Genomic DNA, 16,245 nt, shown 5'->3' with positions numbered 1-16,245 from the left:
CCGTGAATGACCAGAGGAAACAGATTCCCTCCGAGCAGGGTATTGTGAAGAAGCACCTCCGCCCTCGGGATGCTGCTTCTCTGCTTATTGTTGACCGGTCCGGTGATGATCTGCGTATCCTGATGGGCAAGCGCCATATGCGTCATGTCTTTATGCCGGGCAAATTCGTCTTTCCCGGCGGGCGAACCGAATCGGCCGACGGGCGTATGAAAGCAATTGCCGAACTGTCGGAACATGACCGCAGCAAGCTGCTTGATAATATGGCCGGACGCTCGAGCATTACCCGGTGCCGTGCGCTGGCTCTTTCGGCAATTCGCGAGACCTATGAAGAAGCAGGGTTGTTTCTTGGCCGGAAAACCGAGTTTTCGGATGTTTCGCACCCCGACTGGGCAGCATTTGCCGAGCGCAATGTGATGCCGGACCTTTCGGCCCTTCGCTATTTTGCAAGAGCAATTACACCGCCCGGCATGCCACGCCGCTTTGATACGCGGTTCTTTCTGGCATTTCGCGAGGCGGTTGCCGATTCGCTTCCTGAACAGACTGGTCCCTCACAGGAACTGGAAGAACTGGCTTGGCTTTCATTTGCTGAAGCGCTTGAACTCGACATTCCGGATATCACCAGAATTATCATACGCGAAGCCCAAGGCGTGCTTGCGGCAAACCCCTCCCTTGATCCCGGCAATCCTGTTATCCGGTACCGCGTAAAGTACGGACGATTCGTCCGGGAGGTTTTTTGATCAATGGATGCAACAACGTCTGACCAGATAAAAGCCGGGTCGTCCTGGCGTGCGCTAGTCGCTGCCATCGCGACAATCAGCGCGGTCGGTGTGGCTATCGGGCTTGGAATTCCGCTGTTGAGCGTGATTCTGGAGAATCGCGGCCACTCAGCCACTATGATCGGCCTGAATGCTGCTGTTGCCGGTATTGCTTCCATTGTCGCTGCGCCCTTTGCAGCGCCCATTGCTGCCCGATTCGGTGTTGTTCCGACACTGCTGGCGATGCTTCTGATGGGCGGCCTTGCCTTTTTTGGCTTTCATTTTTTCACCGACTTCTGGATGTGGGTTGTCCTGCGTGTGTTCCTGCACTTCGCTCTGACCATGCTATTCATCCTGTCGGAATACTGGATCAATGCCGCCGCCCCACCCGAAAGACGCGGGCTGGTGCTCGGTATTTATGGCACAGTGCTGTCCATGGGTTTTGCGCTCGGGCCTTGGCTGTTTGCACAGATCGGCAGCGTTGGAATTACACCCTTCGCTGTTGGGTTCGGCATTATCATCGTAGCCATGCTGCCCGTGATGTTTGCATGGAAAGAAAGCCCGGATTTTCACGAGGAAGAGCACGTTCCGTTCGCTCCCTTCATCTGGGCCGTCCCGACTGCAACCGCAGCTGTCTTTGTTTTCGGTGCTGTTGAAACAGGCGGCTTCGCTTTGTTTCCGGTATTCGGCGCGCGCATCGGCTATAGTGAAGCCAATGCGGCCCTGCTTCTTACGACCATCGGCCTTGGCAATGTTCTTATGCAAATCCCGATTGGCCTGCTGAGCGACCACGTGAAAGACCGCCGCAAAATCCTCCTTGCCTGTACGCTGATCGGTCTCCTCGGCATGGGGTTACTGCCGTTCATCTATTATAGCTGGTATCTCGTTGCCGCCCTGCTGTTCGTCTGGGGCGGCGCAGTTGCAGGCCTCTATACAGTTGGCCTGGCTCACCTTGGCTCGCAACTGACCGGGCGTGAACTTGCATCCGCCAATGCCGCCTTCGTGTTTTGCTATGCGGTCGGAATGCTCGTCGGACCGCAGGCAATAGGTATCGGAATGGATGCCATGGGCCCAAGTGGTTTTGCCGTTGCGCTGGCTGTGTTCTTTGCCGCTTATGCGCTTCTGGTCGGCTCAAGGCTGATCAGCCGGAAGGGCTGAGGCTTTATCTCTCCCCTTGTGGGAGAGAAAGTGATTTCAGCATCTTAGCTCTTGCTAAGTGCTAGAAATCACAAGAGAGGGGAAGGTGCTCTAAGGATTCTGCAAACTCGCCTCGTGTAGAATCTGCGAACAGACACCGTCGAGATTATCGAGAACCTCATGGTTCCAGAAACGCAGAATCTTAAATCCTGCCTTGTTTAAACTCTCATCCCGCACAGCGTCTGCTGCTGACTCAGAATGCTGGCCACCGTCCAGCTCAACAATAAGTCTCTGTTTCAGGCAGGCAAAGTCAACAATATAGGTCAAAATTGGCACTTGCCGCTTAAATTTAAGATCGCTCAAGCGATGGTTCCTGATTGCCTGCCACAACAAATTTTCCGGCAAAGTAGCGTCCTGCCGCATGTTTCGTGCATAGGATCGAATTCTGAGTGGTATTTCCTGCCTGATAATTGTTTCCCCTCTCTTGGATTTTCTAAGGATTTAGCAAAGTGGCTAAATCCAAGAAAATCCTTTCTCCCCCACAAAGGGGGAGATACTCAGCGTCGCACTAATGTGACGCCTGTAACAACAAACGCAGGGTTGAATATGTTCGAGACGAATCTTCGCGCCGGTTGTCCAGACATCTCAAGGCGCTTTAAAGTGCGGTGGATCGCCAGCCGAGGGTTGACTTTTAACGCCGTTGGTTTATGTGTCCGACCAACTTTCCGCTTGATGCCACACTGCTGGACTTGAATAGCGGTCCTTCATACTCAGAACAGGTAGTTTAAAATGGCTAAGGCTGCGAATATCAAGATCAAGCTTCTGTCGACCGCTGATACCGGTTTCTTTTACGTTACGAGCAAGAACAGCCGTACGAAGACAGAAAAGATGTCCTTCCGCAAGTACGACCCGGTCGCGCGCAAGCATGTTGAATTCAAGGAAACCAAGATCAAGTAATCTTGTTTTTCCTTACACAGATCAGCCGCCTTCGGGCGGCTTTTTTGTTTTTAAGTGCTTGGCAGTCGTATCGCCCGCCGACTTATGCCGCAGCAGATACGACCTTATTCCGGCCCGACGATTTGGCACCATAAAGTGCATCATCGGCACGTTTCATCAAATTATGCACCGTATCGCCATCAGGTAGTACGCTTGCAATGCCGATGCTGATCGTCATGGGCACGGACGTCCCCGTATTATTGATCTCGAACGGCGTCGATGCGACTTCGCGACGAATACGTTCAGCGACGATCGATGCCAGTGTCTGATCCGTATCCGGCATAACGATAAAGAACTCTTCACCGCCATAACGGCTGGCGAGATCGCTGCCGCGTACATTGCGACGCAACCGTCTGGCGAACTCACGCAGAACCTCGTCGCCGCCATCGTGCCCATAGGTATCGTTTATGGACTTGAAACGATCAATGTCCGTCATGAGAATCGAAAGTGGGCGTCGGCGCTCTACAGCACGTTTGAACAACGTAGCCAAATGGGTTTCGAGATAAAGCCGGTTGTGCAAACCTGTCAGGCTGTCAGTCACAGCCATCTCATAGGTTTTAACGACGCTTGCCCGTAGCCCATCATGATAGGCCTTGCGGCGTAATTGGGTGCGCAGGCGCGCAAGAAGCTCATTCGGGTTAACCGGCCGCACCAGATAATCATTGATGCCCAGCTCCAGCGCGCGGCGTATCAGGGGCTCCTCACCCATATCCGCAACAAGAATAATCGGCAGCGAGCGCGTATTATCAAGCGAACGCAATTGCGCACAAATCCGCAATGGATCGAACCCGGCGAAACTTGATGAAATAATAAGGCAATCGTGGTTCCCCTGCACTGCCTTGAAGAAGCCGGCTTGCGGATCATTCTCCACATCGACAGAGCATTCCTCGCCCAATATGCGCTTTATCTTTTCAATGCTTTCCGGCCGCTCATCGATCAACAGCACGCGGGAAAACTTCGCGGCATCATTACCGGTTGGCAGACGCAGAATGGATTCGAGGCCAACATCGCGTGTCGTGGCCACACGCAACCGCAGCTCGTCCGTCAGGTTTTTGAGGCGAACCAGACTTTTCACCCGGGCAAGCAGCTGGAGATCGTTCACCGGCTTTGTCAGGAAATCGTCGGCACCGAAGTTCAATCCGGTGATCCGGTCGGAATCCTGATCAAGCGCAGTCACAAGTATCACCGGGATATGGGCTGTTGCAGCTCGCGACTTCAACCTGCGGCAAACTTCGAACCCGTCCAGGCCCGGCATCATAATATCAAGCAGGATGACATCGATATTGCTGTTCTCGGCAATCTCAAGCGCTTCATAACCATCCGTCGCCGTAACAACTTCATAGTACTCGGCGCGAAGTCTAGCCTCCAGAAGCTTCACATTGGCTGGAACGTCGTCAACGACAAGTATGCGGGCCGTCATATTCAATTCTCCCGACGGTCAAGCGTCGCCCAAATAGGATTTAATTGTTTCGATGAATTTTGGAACCGAAATCGGTTTGGAAATATAGGCTTCGCATCCACCCTGCCGAATACGCTCTTCATCGCCTTTCATGGCGAAAGCGGTTACCGCTATGACAGGAATGACATGCAGATCGTCGTCCGCCTTGAGCCACTTCGTGACCTCCAGTCCCGATACTTCCGGTAATTGAATGTCCATAAGGATAAGGTCTGGACGATGCTCCCGCGCCAGATCAAGTGCTTCCAGACCATTGCGTGTGCGTATCGTCTCATATCCACTGGCTTCGATAAGATCGCGGAAGAGCTTCATATTAAGCTCGTTATCCTCGACGATCATGACTTTCTTCACCATTGGCAGTTTCCTGTTGATCACTCTCGAACGATACTGGCCACCTGTGAATCTTTTATACCAAGGGTGGAAAGTCCCGACTTTATTGATTTCTGAAATAACGTCTGATGATTGATGAAAAGAAAACTCTTCCGCTCAATTCAGAAATGCCGTTGATCATGTTTAACCAAGCATTTATTCAACATCTTCTTTTGGCTATGTTCAACAGCTATTAACCAAATTTTCCAATCACCCCACCGGGCGTGAGCCTGGAATTTCCTCTACTGCGGTTCGCATGCAGCACAACTTACGGATGAATTAATTAAAATGCAGAAGATCGATTCTGATGAAGCGCATAGTCTTGCGATCAATGCTCTTGTGTTTTTATCGCAAGACAGCGAATTACTCTCCCGTTTTCTGGCGTTGACAGGCATCACCGCAGATCAGATTCGCCTCGCTGCGCAGGAGCCCGGTTTTCTTGCGGGCGTGCTGCAATTTTTTCTCGCGCACGAACCTACCCTGCTGCACTATTGCACGGAGACTGACACCGATCCAGCCTTGTTCCAGCAAGCTCTTCGCTTGCTGCCCGGCGGACATCAGGAAGCTTACTGAATAGTTGGTAAGCCGTTGAGGCTTGTTGCAACGGCTGACGCTGTTCGCTAAGGTCGGAACGTTCATTTTATGTTCCGGGCACCATGGCCAGTCTTAACAATCCGCAATTCGGTTTTTGCCGTGACTGTCTGGCAGCACAGGCGAGCGAGGCAAAACGTTGCCAGCTTTGCGGAAGCCCGCGACTGCTCCGCCATAAGGAACTTTATCAGCTGGGTATTGCCCACGTTGATTGCGATGCCTTTTATGCATCCGTGGAAAAGCGCGATAATCCTGAACTGCGCAACAAGCCTGTCATTATTGGCGGCGGAAAACGTGGTGTTGTCTCAACAGCTTGCTACATTGCGCGCATCCATGGTGTGAGGTCTGCCATGCCCATGTTCAAAGCGTTGGAGGCTTGTCCGCATGCCGTTGTCATTAAACCGGATATGGAGAAATATGTCCGGGTCGGGCGTGAAATCCGGCAGATGATGCGCGACCTGACGCCCCTTGTTGAGCCTCTATCGATTGACGAGGCTTTTCTGGATTTATCCGGTACGGAACGCTTGCACCATGATCCGCCGGCAAGGGTCATGGCGCAATTTTCAAATAGGGTGGAACGGGAGCTTGGGCTCTCCGTTTCAGTCGGCCTTTCCTACTGCAAATTCCTGGCCAAGATCGCGTCGGACTTTGAAAAACCACGCGGCTTTTCAATCATTGGAGAAGAAGAGGCCCTCACCTTTTTGCACGATAAGCCCGTTACAATGATTTGGGGTGTCGGCAAGGCGTTTGCAGCAACACTGGACCGGGATGGCATTCGCACAATTGGCCAACTCCAGACAATGGAACTTGGCCCGTTGATGCGCGCCTATGGTACCATGGGACAGCGGCTTTATCGCTTGTCTCGTGGTTTGGATACGAGACGGGTCGAGCCTGAAGGCGAAAGCAAAAGCGTTTCTGCCGAAACGACCTTCAACGAAGATATCGCCGCTTTGGAAGAGCTTGTTCCTATCCTCCGCTCACTCTCCGAAAAAGTTTCGAGACGACTCAAAGCTTCTGATATTGCCGGGCGCACCGTCGTGCTCAAATTGAAGTCCCGCGATTTCAAATTGAAGACGCGTAACCGCCAGCTTGCCGATCCGACACAACTCGCCGACAGGATTTTTCGCACGGGCGTTTCTTTGCTGGAGAAAGAAATCGACGGAACACGTTTTCGTTTGATCGGAATTGGCGTGAGCGACCTCAGCGATGACGGTCGGGCTGACCCTCTCGATCTCGTTGATGTGCAGGCAACTAAACGTGCAGTTGCCGAAACTGCCATAGACAAGCTACGCGGGAAATTTGGCAATCATGCCGTCGAAACCGGCTATACGTTCGGCAAGATCAGAGCACGCACAAAAGAACCGCCGGATGAGATCGATTAGAGTCAAAACACGCGGCAATTCGAGCAGATTCATGTAGAACGCTAGAAAAACGGTTGATTTTTGCAGCAAATTCGCAATCTGTGACTGTAATTTGGTTGTGTGTAGTTGAAATCAACCCATTTCGACTTCGACAATTCCCGGAATTGCTTTCATGGCACTCGCAATCTGCGGACCAACACGATAGCGGTTCGGCAACTCGATCTCGACCTCGTTTGCGCCATTCTGCTTGATCAGAATCAGGCTCACGACCTGCCCGTCATTTTGCGGCGTCAGATAAGGCGTAATGGCTGCCAGAGGCTCACTGGAGCGCATGTAGAGCCGCAATGCCTTCTGCATGCGTGTTGCCTCATCCTCAAGTGAATGTGCCGTCTGTATGCGCAAGCTGATGCCTTCCGGCCTGTCCTCCGCGCCAACCGTAATGACAACGGATCTGCCCGGCTCCAGCAAATCGCGGAACTGCGCCAAAGCTTCCGAAAACAGTATCGCTTCAAATTGCCCTGAAGAATCAGAGAATTGGATGATCCCCATCTTGTTGCCAGTCTTGGTACGGCGCTCCTGTTTGGCTGTGATTGTTCCTGCCAGCCGCCCGGCATTGGCACCGCGCTTCACAGCCGCAGAAAATTCCGACCAGGTTTGCACACGCATCTTGTCGAGGATCGGTTGATACTCATCAAGCGGATGCGCCGACAAATAAAATCCGGCATCTTCAAATTCACGCCTCAACTTTTCTGAAGAAAGCCAAGGGCTTACAGATGGAAGTTGAATTGTTTGTGCAGTAGCAGCCATGCCACCGAAAATGTCGGCTTGACCGCTGACGCTGTCTTCCTGTGTGCGTTGCGCATGACCGATAATGCGATCCAGACCAGCAATGAGCGCTGGTCGCTCGCGCCCGAAGCAATCGAATGCCCCGACATTGATCAGGCTTTCAAACACACGCCGATTAACGACTCGCGGATCAATTCGTTCACAGAAATCCTCAAGGCTGGCGTAGGGCGTCGCCCCGCGTTTTTCGACAATATGGTCAACCGCCGCCTCACCAACGCCCTTTATCGCTGCCAACGAATAATAGATGCGGTTTTCACCAACTTCGAATAGCCGGTACGATGTATTTACCGAAGGCGTTACAACCTCGATACCCAGCCGCACCGCCTCCCGGCGGAAATCATTGAGCTTATCGGTATTCGACATATCGTAAGTCATTGATGCGGCTAGGAATTCAACCGGAAAATGCGCCTTCATATAGGCGGTCTGGAACGATACGATCGCATAGGCCGCAGCGTGCGATTTGTTGAAACCGTAATCGGCAAACTTCGCCAGAAGGTCGAAAATGAAGTTGGCCTGTGGTTTGGTTACACCGCGCTCTACAGCACCGTCGACGAACCTCACCCGTTGCAAATCCATCTCGGAACGGATCTTCTTGCCCATGGCGCGCCGCAGTAGATCCGCTTCACCCAAGGTGTAACCAGACATTTCCTGCGCGATCTGCATCACCTGTTCCTGATAGATGATGACGCCTTGCGTTTCCTTGACGAGATGGTCGATCTTTGGATGGATCGACGCCATCTCCTCATCGCCGTTCTTGCGCGCATTATAGGTCGGGATGTTCTCCATCGGACCCGGACGGTAAAGCGCTACAAGCGCAATAATATCCTCGATCCGGTCAGGCTTCATGCCGATAAGCGCCTTGCGCATACCGGTACTTTCCACCTGAAACACGCCGACTGTCTCGCCGCGTGACAGCATCTCGTAGGTCGGTTGATCATCAAAAGGCAGGTTCGAAAGATCAACAATAATATCGCGGCGGCGCACCAGATTGACCGCAGTTTGCAGCACAGTCAGCGTTTTAAGGCCCAGAAAGTCGAATTTGACCAGTCCGGCCTCTTCAACCATTTTCATGTTGAACTGTGTTACCGGCATATCCGAACGCGGATCACGATACATTGGAACCAGTTCGGATAGCGGCCGGTCGCCAATGACTATGCCTGCGGCATGTGTAGATGCGTGCCGGTAAAGCCCTTCAAGTTTCAGGGCGATATCGAGCAATCGCTCGACAACCGGCTCCTTGTCACGCTCCTCGCGCAAACGCGGTTCGTCCTCGATGGCCTTTGAAAGTGTTACAGGATTGGCCGGATTGGCGGGTACCATCTTGGTCAGACGATCCACCTGCCCATAGGGCATTTCGAGAACACGTCCAACGTCACGCAACACGGCGCGCGCCTGCAATGTTCCGAAAGTGATGATCTGCGCTACCTGATCGCGGCCATACTTTGCCTGAACGTAGCGGATGACCTCATCGCGCCGTTCCTGGCAGAAGTCGATATCAAAGTCCGGCATGGAAACGCGGTCGGGATTGAGAAACCGCTCGAACAGCAGCGAGAATCGAAGCGGGTCAACGTCAGTGATCGTAAGCGCATAGGCAACAAGCGAGCCAGCACCCGAACCACGCCCCGGCCCTACGGGAATATCGTGGGCTTTCGCCCATTTGATAAAGTCCGCAACGATGAGAAAGTAACCCGGATATTTCATGCGGGTGATAACTGCGATCTCATATTCGAGGCGCTCGGCATATTCCTCGCGTGTATGCACTCCGGCAAGCCCGGCGGTCGCAATACGCTGCTCAAGTCCCTCACGCGCCTGACGAGCCAGTTCCTCGGCTTCTGCGGCCAATGCGGCTTCCGGATCATCACTCTCACCCGTAAACCGCGGCAGGATGGGCGCACGACTTTTGGGATAATAAGAGCACCGCATCGCAATCTCGACGGTGTTTTCCACAGCCTCCGGCAAGTCGGCAAAGAGCTGTACCATCTCCTCTTCGCTCTTGAGATAGTGATCCGGACTCAGGCGCCGTCTGTCATCAATGGACAGCAATGACCCCGACGCAATTGCCAGCAATGCATCATGCGCCTCATAGTCAGCGCTCTTGGAAAAGAATACATCATTGGTGGCAACGAGCGGCAATTCCAACTCGTAAGCCAGATCGACCTGTACTGCCTCTAATGACTTGTCGTAACCACGATGACGCTGCAACTCAATATAGAGCCTGTCACCGAACAGCGATTTGAGCGTGAGCAGCCGTTGGCGGGCGCGGTCGGTCCGATCATCTTTGATTGCCTTGGCTATAGCGCCGTCCGGTCCGCCGGACAGAATAATGATTCCATCCGTTCTTCCGGTCAGCCACTCGGAGGCTATATGAACCGGATCACCCGCCGGCGTCTCCAGATAGGCGCGGCTAACCAGCCGAACGAGATTGGCATAGCCTTCCTCCGTTGCAGCAAGAAGAATGATCGGGGCAAGACCAAGTGCCTCACGCCTGTTTACGTTGCGGCTTTCTTCGGTCTGATCGTGAAATGCGATATCGAGTTGGCAACCGATAATCGGTTGCAGGCCCGCTTTTGATCCTTTTTGCGCAAACTCAAGTGCCCCAAAAAGGTTGTTCGTATCGGTAATCGCTATGGCTGGCGCCTTGTTGGCTGCTGCAAGGTCAATAACCTTGGGAACCTGCAGCGCGCCTTCAAGCAACGAGTATGCTGAATGGACCCTCAGATGGACAAAGCGCAGCGGGCGCTTTTCTGCATTACCTATGCTGTCCTGCCCATCTGCCACTATTCATCTCCGAACTGTTGAACGGAGAACCGATTCCACCGCGCCTACATAGTCCAATATGCGCGATGTGGTGTCCACCCGAATTGATTGGCAGGGCCATGTGAACGGTGGATAGTTGGCACCTGCTCAATCGTCTTTCGGGTGTTGATTGTTTCAGATTACACTCACCCACATTGCGAAGGTTGCAATGAAAAGGCTGATCGTAACAAATGACATGACATCCTGGAAAAGTTCGCTCATCGGTAAAACCCTTCTTCGTTTGCTCTATGTATATGTTTTGTTCTATTTTTGTTCCGAAGTCAAGCGAAACCGATAGCGCGATTAACGCTATGGTTTTCAAATTGCTAATGGGAAGTAAATAAGGGTGCCAAATCAGAGATTGGTGATTTTACCGTCCTTCAACGTAACCCGTCGATCCATCCGTCGAGCCAGTTCGTGGTTATGCGTGGCGATCATTGCCGAAAGGCCGGATTGACGCACAAGTGCCTCAAGAGCCTCGAACACATAAGATGACGTAACGGGATCAAGATTGCCTGTAGGCTCGTCAGCGAGCAGTACAAGCGGTGCATTGGCTACGGCGCGAGCAATAGCCACGCGCTGCTGTTCACCACCGGAGAGTTCACTTGGGCGATGCGATGCCCTCGCCCCAACCTTCATGTAATCAAGCAACTGCTGCGCACGCTCCGATGCCACCGCTGGCTTCATGCCGCGTATCATCTGGGGCATCATCACATTTTCCAGAGCCGAGAACTCAGGCAACAGATGATGGAACTGATAGACAAATCCCACATCGTTGCGGCGTATCGCTGTCCGCTCTTCATCCGACAACGCACCACAAGAGCGGCCGTCGAGAATCACATCGCCGCTGTCCGGGCGTTCAAGCAAACCGGCGGTGTGCAACAAGGTTGACTTGCCAGCACCGGATGGTGCAACGAGGGCAACCATCTCGCCCTTGCCCAAGGAAAAACTCGCATCGTCAAGGATGATGAGTTCCCGTCCGATTTCATCATAGCGGCGGCCGACACTAATCAGCTGCAGAATAGGCCCAGCCATATTATTCGTACCTCAGAGCTTCAACGGGATCGAGTTTGGCAGCGCGCCAAGCGGGGAAAAGCGTCGCCAGAAACGACAGGACAAGCGCCATGAGAATAACGGTAAACGTCTCGTTGAAATCCATCTTGGCCGGCAATGTACTAAGGAAATAAAGCTCGGGATTGAACAACGTCGTTCCGGACAACCAGGAGAAGAACTCCCGGATGCGTTCAACATTCAGGCAAACCACAACGCCTAATGCCACGCCGGCAATCGTGCCGGTAACTCCGATGGCCGCCCCCGTCATCAGGAATATGCGCAGGATTGAATTTCGTGTCGCGCCCATCGTGCGGAGGATAGCGATATCACGCCCCTTATCCTTCACGAGCATAATCAGTCCTGAGATGATATTCAGCGCTGCGACCAGAACAATGAGCGTCAGGATCATGAACATGACGTTGCGTTCGACCTGAAGTGCCGAGAAGAATGTCTGGTTGCGCTGTCGCCAGTCAGTCAGCATGACGGAACGTTGAGCCGCTTCTTCAATGGGCTTTTTCAAAGCATCAACATCGTCGGGCTTGTCAGCAAATATTTCGATGGATTGAACCTTGTTGTCCTGATTGAAATAAAGCTGCGACTCCTCAAGCGGCATCAACACAATCGAAGCGTCATATTCTGACATGCCAATCTCAAAGATGGCGGTAACGGGATAAGACTTGACACGCGGTGCCATCCCAAGCGGAGTGACATCGCCATCGGGAGATATGAGCGTCAGCCTGTCGCCGAGGCCCAGTCCCATATTCTCCGCCATGCGCGTGCCTATTGCCACACCGCCTGCGGTATTGAAGCCTTGAAACGTACCCTGCCGGACATTCTTTGCTACGAGTTGAAGCTTGTTGATATCGTCTTCGCGTAAGCCTCGGACAAGCGCACCGGACCCGGCTCCCACATTGCCTTTTGCCAGCACCTGTCCTTCGACAACCGGAATCGCGAAGGATACGCCCGGGACTGCATCGATGCGCTTGATGACTGCATCAAAATCGTCGAGAGGGCGGTCCATCGGCTGCATGATGACATGGCCATTGATCCCGAGAATTCGCGTCAAAAGCTCTGCACGAAAACCGTTCATGACCGCCATGACGATGATCAACGTCGCAACGCCAAGCATGATACCGGTGAAGGAAAAGCCCGCGATAACAGAGATAAAAGTCTCCTTGCGCCGTGCACGCAGATAGCGCCAGGCAATCATACGCTCAAAGGCGGAGAACGGCTTGGGGCCGGATGGAGCGGTCGCTACTTTTTCTGTCATAAAGTTCCCGCCTGAAAGTCCGCAGGTCCGGCCAGTTTGTTGATTGCTGCTTCAATGGTCAGGGTTTCGCGCTCACCCGTGGCACGGTCCTTGATTTCAATTTCGCCAGCGGCAACACCGCGCGGCCCGACGATCACTTGCGTCGGCAATCCGATCAGATCCATCTTCGCGAATTTCGCGCCAGGACGATCATCGGTATCATCAAGCAATGGCTCAAGACCGGCCTTGGTCAAGGCATCGTAGAGCTTCTGCGAGACTGCATCGCATCCTTCATCGCCCGGCTTCATATTAACGATACCGGCACCGAATGGAGCAACGGCCTTTGGCCAGATGATTCCATTTTCGTCATGGGAAGCTTCGATGATCGCCGCAATAACCCGCGATGGGCCAATGCCGTAAGACCCCATTGAAACCATATGTTCCTTGCCATCAGGTCCGTTGACCTTGGCGCCCATTGGCTCGGAGTACTTCGTGCCGAAGTGGAAAATATGGCCGACTTCAATACCGCGCGCCGCCATTTGATGAGATCCTTCGACCTTTGACCAGGCGGCCTCGTCGTGCATTTCATCAGTCGCGGCGTAAGGCGTTGTCCACCGCGTCACGATATCGGCAATCTGCTGATTGTCATCGAAATCTGTATCAGCGCCCGGCACTGGCAGATCAAGATAGGCTCGGTCACAGTAAACCTGGCTCTCACCGGTTTCCGCAAGGATAATGAATTCGTGACTCAGATCACCGCCGATTGGCCCCGTATCCGCACGCATGGGAATGACCTTGATACCGAGACGCGAGAATGTGCGCAGATATGCAACAAACATACGGTTATAAGCAGCCTTGGCCCCTTCGAAATCTATATCGAAGGAATAGGCATCTTTCATCAGGAATTCGCGCGAACGCATAACACCAAAGCGGGGACGGCGCTCATCACGGAACTTCCACTGAATATGATAAAGATTCAGCGGCAAGTCCTTGTAGGATTTGACATAAGCGCGGAAAATCTCGGTAATCATTTCCTCATTTGTCGGACCGAACAACATCTCGCGGTCACCACGATCCTTGATGCGAAGCATCTCGTCACCGTAAGCGTCGTAGCGACCGCTTTCGCGCCAAAGATCGGCGGACTGGATCGTCGGCATCAATAGCTCTATTGCGCCTGAGCGATTCTGTTCTTCACGGATAATATTGCTTACTTTGTTGAGAATGCGCAGTCCCGCCGGCAACCAGGCATAAATACCTGCTGATTCCTGGCGAATCAGGCCAGCACGAAGCATGAGCCTGTGCGAGACGATTTCAGCCTCTTTAGGATTTTCTTTAAGGATAGGCAGAAAGTAACGGGAAAGCCGCATTGAAGGTCACCAAAATTGAACAACGCCTGAGTGCTTGAAGAATCAGGCAAAACCAAGTGCAAAGTCGATATTTCTTACCGACTTCACAGCTGATTGGGAACCCGCAACTGCATATCACACAGGTTGATATTGAGACGAGATTCACTCTCCTGCAAGATTTCTAATCAAAAGATGACAGGAACGAATATTTTTCGTGACATTTCGAAGGCAGTCCGCTATTTTTTTAAGCATAAGGAGAAAGTAAGAATATTTCTGCTTTCCTACGCGGTCAAAGTCTTGGGAGGATGTGACCCGGGCGCGGTTTCCGCAGCCGCCACGCAAGTGGATGGGTCAGACGCGATCTTTAAATGCAAGGCGAAAGCCTTGCATTTTTTTGTCTTCATTTATGAATTGCGCTCGTTACCAAGTCACGAAAATCGTGAACAAATAACCAACTGTTATTATTACATTTTTTAAAATTTATACACACTCGTTTGCTGCATCAGGCAGCTAAAAGACTTCAGATAAAGCAATACAACATCGAATTTGCCACTTCTTAAAAAGAATCCCGAGCGTCCAAAACAGTATTTTTATTCAAACGTTATTCTAAGTAATTTCAGGCTAATCATTTAATGACCCAACCATTACGTACTATCTGCGTGGGAACAGTTACCCGCAATCGCCCTATTATGTTGCAAGCACTCCTTGATTCTTATGCAACGATGGAGACGCCGATTCATACCAGGCTGGTTTTTGTCATTATCGAGAACAACGAAACGGCAACTCTTCACGACATTGTCGAACGCTTTAGGGCGAAGGTTACAGGCTGCACTGTCGAGTATGGCATTGAATCGCGTCTCGGCATCTCGTTTGTACGCAACCGTGTACTTGATTTTGCCATTTCGAGCGGCTGCGACCTGCTCACTTTTGCCGATGATGATGAAGTCGTAGAGCCAGACTGGCTGGTTCAGCTACTTGCAGAGCGGGATTCTGCTGATCTGGACATTGTTGGTGGCCCGGTACGGCTCTCATCCGTAGAGAACATCTCCGTCTGGAAGAGAATGATTTGGCAAGCTATTAAGAACATGATGAACAAAGGAGAAATGGAAACCTACTCCAAACGTGCTAGTGGCGCAGCCGATAAATTATGGATAGCGACCAACAACTGGATGGGTGACCTAGATTTTTTTCGTTCGACCGGCCTACGTTTTGACGAAGGGCTTGGTTTGAATGGTGGAGAAGACTGGAAGCTATATCGTCAAGCCAAAAAAGCCGGGGCAAAAACCGGTTGGGCACCGAACGCAATCGTCTACGAGACGGCAGCGCCAGAACGATTGACTTTGGCTTATCAATTCAAACGAAGCCGAGATCATTGTGCAATTGAAACAAGAGCAAAGCTGAAGAACAGGCGACTATATACGTGCTATCGGACGCCGGGATCGATTCTGGCGCGACTGCTAAAGCTCATTATTCAACTCATAGCGACGCCATTTACGCCGGGTGAGTCGCTTGTAAGGATAGCAGCGTACATAGGTGGCATTGTAGGCTTAATACAAGCGTTCACTCACTACCACTCACCGCATTATCAAAAAACGACGGGATACTGATTTTACTCAGTCCAGCTGCGGGAAGAATACCGGGAGATCGTTCACGCCGTAACCGAGCTTTTCGTTGACCACGTAGAAAATCGCAAAAATGACGGCGGAAACGATTGTTGTCCAAAGAAACACTCGTCCCATGCGCTGCTTATGCGGCGCGCTGGGCGTCGTTCCCAAGGTAACATCATCTTCGTCGGCTTGAGTGCGTAGACCGATTGGTAGCATCGTGAAAAGTGTCAGCCACCAGAATATGAAATAGACGGCCATCGCTGTTGCAATCGGCATCACTCTTGCTCCAGTTCGATCAATGTCCCGTTAAAGTCCTTCGGGTGGAGAAACAAAACAGGTTTGCCGTGTGCGCCAATTTTTGGCTCTCCATCACCCAGAACACGGGCACCCTGTTCTTTTAGCTGGTCGCGCGCCGCCAGTATATCGGGCACTTCGTAGCATACATGGTGGATACCGCCGGACGGGTTCTTTGTGAGGAACGCCGAAATCGGCGACTCGGCAGATAGCGGTTCAAGCAGCTCGATTTTGGTATTACCCACATCGATGAACACAACCGTAACGCCATGCTCGGGTAGAATTTGCGGCTCGCTCAGCTTTGCTCCGAGCGTATCCCGATAAATGGCAGAAGCCGCCCCCATATCAGGAACTGCAATCGCCACGTGGTTGAGCCGTCCAAGCATTGC

The 16,245-nt window shown here is 52.3% G+C and carries 15 protein-coding genes; 6 read left to right on the top strand and 9 right to left on the bottom strand.

The genetic code is table 11. The features are described from left to right. The first annotated feature begins 44 nt into the window (after positions 1-44). Complete coding sequence (locus ABKW30_RS16850; RefSeq protein ID WP_348600054.1) at positions 45-737, top strand: NUDIX hydrolase; 693 nt, start codon at positions 45-47, stop codon at positions 735-737. A gap of 3 nt (positions 738-740) precedes the next feature. Continuing rightward, positions 741-1,913 (top strand): MFS transporter, encoded by a 1,173-nt coding sequence (locus tag ABKW30_RS16845; protein WP_348600053.1) that lies wholly within the window; start codon positions 741-743, stop codon positions 1,911-1,913. Between the two features lie 90 nt (positions 1,914-2,003). On the opposite strand, the gene ABKW30_RS16840 is transcribed toward ABKW30_RS16845, so the two are convergent. Continuing rightward, entirely contained in the window at positions 2,004-2,336 is a 333-nt protein-coding gene (locus tag ABKW30_RS16840; protein ID WP_348600421.1) for a DUF559 domain-containing protein, read from the bottom strand. A 345-nt stretch (positions 2,337-2,681) separates the two neighbouring features. Here ABKW30_RS16840 and rpmG point away from each other — a divergent pair, with 345 nt between their 5' ends. Further along, entirely contained in the window at positions 2,682-2,849 is a 168-nt protein-coding gene (gene rpmG, locus ABKW30_RS16835; protein ID WP_008122896.1) for a 50S ribosomal protein L33, read from the top strand. A gap of 82 nt (positions 2,850-2,931) precedes the next feature. Here the strand turns inward: rpmG and ABKW30_RS16830 are convergent, their stop codons facing one another. Continuing rightward, entirely contained in the window at positions 2,932-4,308 is a 1,377-nt protein-coding gene (locus ABKW30_RS16830) for a PleD family two-component system response regulator (protein ID WP_348600052.1), read from the bottom strand. 18 nt (positions 4,309-4,326) lie between these two features. Further along, complete coding sequence (locus ABKW30_RS16825) at positions 4,327-4,698, bottom strand: response regulator (RefSeq protein ID WP_182550888.1); 372 nt, start codon at positions 4,696-4,698, stop codon at positions 4,327-4,329. A gap of 303 nt (positions 4,699-5,001) precedes the next feature. On the opposite strand from ABKW30_RS16825, the gene ABKW30_RS16820 reads away from it, so the two are divergent. Continuing rightward, positions 5,002-5,286 (top strand): DUF3572 domain-containing protein, encoded by a 285-nt coding sequence (locus ABKW30_RS16820; protein ID WP_348600051.1) that lies wholly within the window; start codon positions 5,002-5,004, stop codon positions 5,284-5,286. 83 nt (positions 5,287-5,369) lie between these two features. Then, the gene (locus tag ABKW30_RS16815; RefSeq protein WP_348600050.1) at positions 5,370-6,686 is read left to right on the top strand and encodes a DNA polymerase IV; all 1,317 of its coding nucleotides are present in this window, start codon (positions 5,370-5,372) and stop codon (positions 6,684-6,686) included. A 111-nt stretch (positions 6,687-6,797) separates the two neighbouring features. Here the strand turns inward: ABKW30_RS16815 and dnaE are convergent, their stop codons facing one another. The 4 genes from dnaE to proS form a co-directional block, all read right to left on the bottom strand. Next, entirely contained in the window at positions 6,798-10,289 is a 3,492-nt protein-coding gene (gene dnaE / locus ABKW30_RS16810) for a DNA polymerase III subunit alpha (RefSeq protein ID WP_348600049.1), read from the bottom strand. A 372-nt stretch (positions 10,290-10,661) separates the two neighbouring features. Next, entirely contained in the window at positions 10,662-11,342 is a 681-nt protein-coding gene (locus ABKW30_RS16805; RefSeq protein ID WP_348600048.1) for an ABC transporter ATP-binding protein, read from the bottom strand. Position 11,343: 1 nt separating this feature from the next. Next, positions 11,344-12,630 (bottom strand): lipoprotein-releasing ABC transporter permease subunit, encoded by a 1,287-nt coding sequence (locus ABKW30_RS16800; protein WP_348600047.1) that lies wholly within the window; start codon positions 12,628-12,630, stop codon positions 11,344-11,346. After that, positions 12,627-13,976 (bottom strand): proline--tRNA ligase, encoded by a 1,350-nt coding sequence (gene proS, locus ABKW30_RS16795; protein WP_348600045.1) that lies wholly within the window; start codon positions 13,974-13,976, stop codon positions 12,627-12,629. The genes ABKW30_RS16800 and proS overlap by 4 nt, the downstream gene beginning before the upstream one ends. 611 nt (positions 13,977-14,587) lie before the next feature. Here proS and ABKW30_RS16790 point away from each other — a divergent pair. Next, positions 14,588-15,562 (top strand): glycosyltransferase, encoded by a 975-nt coding sequence (locus tag ABKW30_RS16790; protein ID WP_348600044.1) that lies wholly within the window; start codon positions 14,588-14,590, stop codon positions 15,560-15,562. 6 nt (positions 15,563-15,568) lie between these two features. On the opposite strand, the gene ABKW30_RS16785 is transcribed toward ABKW30_RS16790, so the two are convergent. After that, a complete protein-coding gene (locus tag ABKW30_RS16785) occupies positions 15,569-15,838 on the bottom strand; it encodes a DUF1467 family protein (protein ID WP_348600043.1) in 270 nt (89 codons plus the stop codon). After that, entirely contained in the window at positions 15,838-16,242 is a 405-nt protein-coding gene (gene mce, locus ABKW30_RS16780) for a methylmalonyl-CoA epimerase (RefSeq protein ID WP_348600042.1), read from the bottom strand. The genes ABKW30_RS16785 and mce overlap by 1 nt, the downstream gene beginning before the upstream one ends. Positions 16,243-16,245: the final 3 nt, after the last annotated feature.

It is taken from the genome of Phyllobacterium sp. SB3, assembly GCF_040009165.1.
In the GTDB taxonomy this organism is placed as follows: Bacteria; Pseudomonadota; Alphaproteobacteria; order Rhizobiales; family Rhizobiaceae; genus Phyllobacterium.
Note: the sequence above shows the minus strand (reverse complement) of the source record. Positions and strands in the feature narration are given on the sequence as shown.

What these genes read in the sequence shown, in the direction of transcription:
- ABKW30_RS16845 (WP_348600053.1), top strand. Translation starts at nt 741, where the DNA reads ATGGATGCAACAACGTCTGACCAGATAAAAGCCGGGTCGTCCTGGCGT.
- rpmG (WP_008122896.1), top strand. Translation starts at nt 2,682, where the DNA reads ATGGCTAAGGCTGCGAATATCAAGATCAAGCTTCTGTCGACCGCTGAT.
- ABKW30_RS16830 (WP_348600052.1), bottom strand. Translation starts at nt 4,308, where the DNA reads ATGACGGCCCGCATACTTGTCGTTGACGACGTTCCAGCCAATGTGAAG.
- ABKW30_RS16825 (WP_182550888.1), bottom strand. Translation starts at nt 4,698, where the DNA reads ATGGTGAAGAAAGTCATGATCGTCGAGGATAACGAGCTTAATATGAAG.
- ABKW30_RS16820 (WP_348600051.1), top strand. Translation starts at nt 5,002, where the DNA reads ATGCAGAAGATCGATTCTGATGAAGCGCATAGTCTTGCGATCAATGCT.
- ABKW30_RS16815 (WP_348600050.1), top strand. Translation starts at nt 5,370, where the DNA reads ATGGCCAGTCTTAACAATCCGCAATTCGGTTTTTGCCGTGACTGTCTG.
- ABKW30_RS16805 (WP_348600048.1), bottom strand. Translation starts at nt 11,342, where the DNA reads ATGGCTGGGCCTATTCTGCAGCTGATTAGTGTCGGCCGCCGCTATGAT.
- ABKW30_RS16800 (WP_348600047.1), bottom strand. Translation starts at nt 12,630, where the DNA reads ATGACAGAAAAAGTAGCGACCGCTCCATCCGGCCCCAAGCCGTTCTCC.
- proS (WP_348600045.1), bottom strand. Translation starts at nt 13,976, where the DNA reads ATGCGGCTTTCCCGTTACTTTCTGCCTATCCTTAAAGAAAATCCTAAA.
- ABKW30_RS16790 (WP_348600044.1), top strand. Translation starts at nt 14,588, where the DNA reads ATGACCCAACCATTACGTACTATCTGCGTGGGAACAGTTACCCGCAAT.
- ABKW30_RS16785 (WP_348600043.1), bottom strand. Translation starts at nt 15,838, where the DNA reads ATGCCGATTGCAACAGCGATGGCCGTCTATTTCATATTCTGGTGGCTG.
- mce (WP_348600042.1), bottom strand. Translation starts at nt 16,242, where the DNA reads ATGCTTGGACGGCTCAACCACGTGGCGATTGCAGTTCCTGATATGGGG.